Raw genomic sequence first — 4,842 nt, forward strand, 5'->3', positions numbered from 1 at the left:
GCCAACAGCATGATTCCTTATTTTTTGGATCGACCAGCCGTTCTGCGGGCTGCGGCGATCGTGCCTTATTTCCACCGGTGGTCGGGGTGAAAACCCCAGTGTGTTTTTGTCGCGTATGGCGCCCAACGTGTGCGCCACCGCAGGCCGGCTTCAGCCAGCCAGCATTCGGATCTGGATCAACTTTGGAGTAGCTTTTAAAGCCATCATCGACACCCAAAATCCTAACCGCCGGCTTGACGATGGCGCGATGTTATGTGCATTATTTATTTGTGCAATTAAATATTATCAATTCTATATCGACGACCCTATCTTGATCATCAGCACTAATAAATTTGTATTTGTACCTTCCATCCCTTTTACTCCCCAAATAGCCACGATAATTAGGATGTTTCTGCATAGCTAAACGCGCGGTCGTTAACAGTTGCTCGAAGTTTAACATTGCTTTGTTGAAAACAATCAAAGCTACTCTATTGACCCTCCAGTGTACATACCTTTCGAGCAATTGATCTACAGCTTTAAGCAGTTCTTTTTCCCCATGCCATAATTTACATTCAGCAATAAACACTATTTCACCTTCATTGTTTTGAATCAAAATATCTGTTTTGCCCTTTTTGTTGAATGTTTCACCGGTTGCGTTAGTAGTTTTAGATATTAGGTTTAGGTGAGGTAAAAAATAGTCTCTAAACCTTTCTTCATCAAAATTTCTATATAGATTTTGAAATTTTTCTAGATTCATACCATAATTATATATATGATCTAGTATTGTGTTATAACCTACTTCACTCAAATCAATTTCTGCTTCTACGAACACTGGATCGTGCATTCCTTTAGCGTAATAATTATTCAGTGATAATGTAACCTCATCCACGAGTTCGTCAATTGAATAAGCCTTTTTATGATATACTATTAAGTCACTGTTGTCTTGAGGGTTAACTCGCTCTACCGATTGTAACTTTTGTAATAGCGATTGAAGCTCAGTTGAATGGCCTGCTTCTCTCAAATATACTTTTAAATAAGCAGTCTTGAATGAAGTCTTGGTTTCAAGTTTAAACATTGGCATAGAATTAAGATTGATAATGTGAGGCTTAATTTCTTTGAAGTATTTTTGCTCATTCTTCAACCATTTCTTTAAGAGCTTTACATATCTTAATTCTTTTAAAAGATAATCTGATGTCAACTGCCTTTGATTTATTTTGTGCTTTTCATTAATAACCTCAATAGCCAGTTTTTCATTTAATGGCACTTGGCCAGATGTATGTAATGCATTTGTATCAATACCTGAAAGTATCGTTTGCGTCGTACTTGTAAGCAGTGAAATAAATTCGCTTCTAGTTTTTACTTTAGCTTTGCCATACCCTAAAAACCGATTATATACAAAATCATGGGTTATCATGTTTATCGGAATGCTATTCAAGGCGTCTTCTTTCAAAATATTGAAGTAAGGTAAATCGGGTATAGTTTTGACCCATTTTTGATATGTTGAATAAAGTAAATTAAAATCTCTTTCCGGGTTTTTGTCATTGGGTTTAGATAGAAACTCAACTAACTGTTTCTGTTTTGCCTTGGTCAAGGCTTCAATGCTAGTTGGTGTGTTTTCTATAAAATGAATTGTGTGACTGACAAATTTCATAGCCCCAATGCTAGGGGTTCCAAAACTGATTACACAATAATCTAAATAGCTGGATATTTCATCGTACCAATTTTCATTTGACGAATTTTTGCCTATAAAGTTCTGCGCATATAATATCGTCAGTAGTACCTTCTCTGGTACATGACGATAATCTCCCTTTTTAAACCAATTAAATTCTTTTAAAGACCTATGAGATGGACAGCAATCAGGAAATAGCAAAAACCAATCTGTAACATTCTTTGCGAGTTGTTTGTGGTAGGAGCAACAATGGGGGAAATTATTTGGAACCTCTATTTCTGCATGTGGCTGTGATTGAAATCCTATATATTGAATATTCTTGCCGTCGATTTGGACGTAAGGTTTCTGTAGCTTGATATCTTGTGCAAACGACAGCGCTTCACACTCAGATAAATGAATTTTGAATTGACCTTCCATTTATCAAATGTACTACATTCTGTTTTAAATTCGCAGCGTTAGGGTATCGGATATTGCACATAACGATTGCGCCACCGCAGGCCGGCTCCACCGACTAACTAATGGATCAGGAGATTACTTTCCTAGCCGATAAAGCATCCTAGACACCTAAAAGCACTACCGCCGGCTTGACGATGGCGCGGTGTTCTGTCCAGTGTTTTTTTTATTTAATTTTTATGCCGCCTCGCTATTAATGATCTTCATTTTATGCGGCTCTAAAAATTGATTTAACCTATCGGTATATTCTTTTCTTCTATTCACGTATTGATCACGCTGCACGCCTTTAGATCCATACTTATCGTGCTCGGCTATTACATCATCCAGCTTAAGGATTTCTTCTATTAGCTCACTAATCTGCACAGCACGATCCTCTATGCTCTCGAAGTAATTTTCGTAATTATTCATAGCTGTAGTCATTAAAGATCAACTCTATAAAGCCTCTAGAATGCTTGCGCCCCCTCCGGTCTTTACGGGTGGTAGAGAACTGATGTATCCAATATACACAGTCGGAACGATAGAGTGGATAGTCAGGGGCATCCCTTGTACGAACTCCTACTAGATAAGCATCTACGCCCTTGGCCTTCCAGTTGTTGTGATCGAATTTTGCAGTCAGAAGATCTTGGTGGTTGAGCAGATCTTGTTGACTGCAGAGCGTCACTAAATCCAAGTCGCGTGGATTCTGCTTCTCAGTTGTAAAGCTCCCACCAATCCATTGCGCGAAGGCCTCTGTAATGGTTTGGCTAAACAGTGTGGTATACTCCAGGTAGTTTTCATAGATGCCTAATCGTGTGGAGTCTTCACCGAAGGCCTTGACAAAGACTTCAAGCAACTGATCCCGGTCAATTGTTAGTTTCTCAGGTGGCCTAAGCAAACCCTTTTGATCAAAGTTCATGCTGGCAAGATAGAGGGTTTCAAGAGGTCAAGCTGGTAGTGGCCGCAGACCATATGGTGTACCAGTGCTCTCTTTCTAAGGACGGTCTGCTGTCTAGCCTGACCTCTTAGAAATGAAAACTGGATTCTTGAATGGTGTTCTTGAGCAATGAATCACCGATTGAGGTCTTTTCGGCGATTGAGAGCATGGGGCAAAACCCGAAGCTATGCGAAGGATTTTGGCCCATAGCGAACATCGACGAAAACACCGGTCATTGCTAGCACCAAATCTCATAACCGTGGGCCTGGAATATTTGACCCTGACATATGGATGGCAACTTCTTCAGTTTCAGTTATACTTTTTGTGCTATCGCGTGTCATTTCCGTTCCGCCTAGATGGTGATGTGGGTTGTTTACATTGGACAGAACGGGTGCGCCACCGCAGGCCGGCTTCACCAGCCAGCATATGGATATCGGACCAACTTCAACTCGCCTTTTAAAGCTTCATCGACACCCAAAAGCCTCACCGCCGGCTTGACGATGGCGCAATGTTGGGCGAATTGTAATTATCCACTGAGAGAGTTTAGTGTTTCTTGATTTGTCTCAAAACATCATTGACTTCAAACGATTCAAATATATCATTAGATCGTCTCACTGATGTATCTCTGTATATTTCTGTTTGATCTCCATTTTCGCTATATGTTGATATCGTTAGCCCATCAAACAGAGTTACATCAGCAATCTTCTTCAAACTATCTCCTTTAATTTTTAGAAAATAAGATGTAGACCCGCCATAAAATGCATATGCACTAATGCAATTTAGTGAAGCATTATAACTAAGATTGGGATATTCTTCCGAATTTCGGATAGAGATTAATTGATCTGTTTTTTTATCAACAACAAACAACCGTCTGACCTCATTTGCGCCTCTAGCAGCAGTAACTGATGTAAAGGAAATATCGTTATATCCATCGTTATTATAATCCATGAATACTAAGTTTAGAGAATCAGTACTCTGAGTATTAAAGTGATATTCATTTTTCAGATGCCACTCATCTTGCTTTTGGTAAAATTTCACAAGGATGTACTGATCATTATATATATCATATTTTATGATATTTATTTTAAACTTACCTGGATTTCCAACATTCAAGCTATCCTTTATTTCTTCGACAATTTTAATACTGGAGTTCTCACTAATATTTGACGAATCAACTTCAAGATGCTTATTGGCATCAGGTGAATCTTCGACACTTTCTAAACGATTACATGAATACAATAACAAGAGCAAACCAGCTATTATAGTGTAATTACTAAGTTGTATTGAATATCGCTGAGACCTAAGCATGTGGGTAATATTTATGCGCAAGATTATTTACATTGCCTATCTTGATATTCTCCGTATCAGCACACCAGAATGAATTTTCCACAAGGAAGATAGTGTCTGTACTTGTTGATTCTATTGACAAACGTCATATAAAGCTATTTAATATAGACTACTTCCACCAGCTATAGATCTGTATTTATGCTTTCCGGGACTGAAATTTTGAGGCAATAAAAAAAGTAGCAACTAATGATACGTCCTCCAATACGCTTCTTAATTGAATATGTTTTGTAAATATTAATAATATAATTCTATATACCCTATAAGTCATTGGCTTTAATCTTGTCGGTTCAACTAGAATAGTCCTTGTGTTACTATTGAGTATTCTGTGACGCCTTTGATGGCGTCATTTCGCCCAACGATTGCATCAGCGCCGTGCGCCCCTCAAAAGGGCGCATGGACGTCTGATGCGGTGTTGGGCGCCGTACAGTGGTGTTTTTATTTTTTTATTCTTTGTAGTGCGGAATCTCTAAATGATCCCGCT

The 4,842-nt window shown here is 38.7% G+C and carries 4 protein-coding genes; all 4 read right to left on the reverse strand.

What is annotated here, in order from left to right; translation table 11 throughout:
• Positions 1-259: 259 nt before the first annotated feature.
• The 4 genes from DRW39_RS22020 to DRW39_RS22445 all read right to left on the reverse strand — a co-directional run bounded on the left by DRW39_RS22020 (position 260) and on the right by DRW39_RS22445 (position 4,322).
• On the reverse strand, positions 260-2,065 hold the full coding sequence (locus DRW39_RS22020) for a hypothetical protein (protein WP_116109412.1): 1,806 nt from the start codon (positions 2,063-2,065) through the stop codon (positions 260-262).
• A gap of 213 nt (positions 2,066-2,278) precedes the next feature.
• Positions 2,279-2,509, reverse strand: coding sequence for a hypothetical protein (locus DRW39_RS22025; RefSeq protein WP_116109413.1), 231 nt, complete (start codon positions 2,507-2,509; stop codon positions 2,279-2,281).
• Positions 2,502-2,996, reverse strand: a complete 495-nt coding sequence (locus DRW39_RS22030) for a DUF6932 family protein (protein ID WP_116109415.1) — start codon at positions 2,994-2,996, stop codon at positions 2,502-2,504. The genes DRW39_RS22025 and DRW39_RS22030 overlap by 8 nt, the downstream gene beginning before the upstream one ends.
• A gap of 561 nt (positions 2,997-3,557) precedes the next feature.
• On the reverse strand, positions 3,558-4,322 hold the full coding sequence (locus tag DRW39_RS22445; protein ID WP_157976313.1) for an XAC2610-related protein: 765 nt from the start codon (positions 4,320-4,322) through the stop codon (positions 3,558-3,560).
• Positions 4,323-4,842: the final 520 nt, after the last annotated feature.

Source organism: Lewinella sp. IMCC34191 (assembly GCF_003390935.1).
Taxonomy (GTDB): domain Bacteria; phylum Bacteroidota; class Bacteroidia; order Chitinophagales; family Saprospiraceae; genus Neolewinella.